Here is a 1,543-nt window from a genome sequence, read left to right as displayed (position 1 = left end):
GCTTTTCTGCATCACCCTTCAAGTGCTTTATAGATGGAACTAACAAATAAGCATAAGCTTGGTGATGTGAACGCCCTACACGTCCACGTAATTGATGTAATTGAGCCAAACCAAGTTTATCGGCTCTTTCTATCAAAATTGTATTGGCATTTGGAACATCAATTCCTGTTTCAATAATGGTTGAACATACCAATACGTTAAACTCTTTGTGATAGAACTGCTGCATCACTTGTTCGAGCTCTCTTTCTCTCATTTGTCCATGAGCAACGGCCACACGAGCTTCAGGTACAAGAACACGGATGTTTTCAGCAGCCCGTTCAATCGTATCGACTTCATTGTGTAAGAAATATACTTGGCCACCACGTAGTAACTCACGCAAAATCGCTTCTTTCACAGAGGCTTCTGTATGCTCTTGCACAAAGGTTTTAACAGCTAAACGACGGGCTGGCGGTGTAGCAATGATAGATAGATCACGCATTCCCGAAAAAGCCATATTTAAAGTTCGCGGGATTGGTGTTGCTGTAAGCGTCAACATATCTACATCTGCTCGTAATGCTTTGATACGCTCTTTATCACGCACACCGAATCGATGTTCTTCATCGACTACCATTAGGCCCAGATCTTTAAATTGCACATTTTCTTGTAAAAGTTTATGTGTTCCCACCACAATATCGACTTTACCAGCAATTAAATCTTCAATATTTTTTGTATGGGTTTTACTTGAGCCAAAGCGTGATAGCACTTCTATACGCACAGGCCAATCAGCAAAACGATCTTTAAAAGATTCATAATGTTGTTGTGCAAGTAAAGTCGTAGGCACTAAAACAGCAACTTGCTTGCCATTTTGCACAGCAACAAACGCGGCTCGCATTGCCACTTCAGTTTTACCAAAACCTACATCACCACAAACAAGTCGATCCATAGGTCTAGCTTGCTGCATATCGTGAAGCGTCGCTTCAATAGCATTCGCCTGATCGAGCGTTTCTTCGTAGGCAAATCCACTGGCAAATTGCATATAAAGCGATTGATCGAGTTCGAAACCAAAACCAGGTTTTGAATGACGACGTGCTTGTATATGTAATAATTCCGCTGCAACATCATGAATTTGTTCTAAAGCTTTACGTTTAGCTTTACTCCACGCATCACTTCCAATTTTATGAAGTGGCGCTAGATCGGGATCGCCACCACTATAGCGACTGATAAGATGCAAATTAGTCACAGGAACATAAACTTTTGCCCCTTCAGCATAATTGAGTTGCAAGAATTCATAATCTTGCCCTTCAATTGCTAGAGTAACTAATCCTGCGTAACGTCCCACACCATGATCAATATGAACAACTGGGGCATCAATACTGAGTTCAGTCAAACTTCGAATTAAGAACTCTTCTGAAACTTCTTGCTGACGTTTACGACGACGCTGAACTACCCGATGTTCATATAACTGATTTTCTGAAATAACCGTTAATTGGTCTGTTAAAAGTAAGCCACGGTCGAGCGGTGCATTTGTAATAGCAATCGCAAACTGACTCGTTTGAAATTGTTC

The 1,543-nt window shown here is 41.2% G+C and carries 1 protein-coding gene; it reads right to left on the bottom strand.

Annotation, left to right across the window (positions count from 1 at the left end):
• A partial coding sequence (locus UC75_RS19805) for a DEAD/DEAH box helicase (RefSeq protein WP_228137025.1) occupies nucleotides 1–1,543 on the bottom strand: 1,543 nt, incomplete at both ends.

The sequence above is a fragment of the Acinetobacter sp. V2 genome (assembly GCF_001188385.1).
Classification (GTDB): Bacteria; Pseudomonadota; Gammaproteobacteria; order Pseudomonadales; family Moraxellaceae; genus Acinetobacter; species Acinetobacter oleivorans.
The sequence above is the reverse complement of the archived record's forward strand: the minus strand, read 5'-3'. Positions and strand labels throughout refer to the sequence as shown.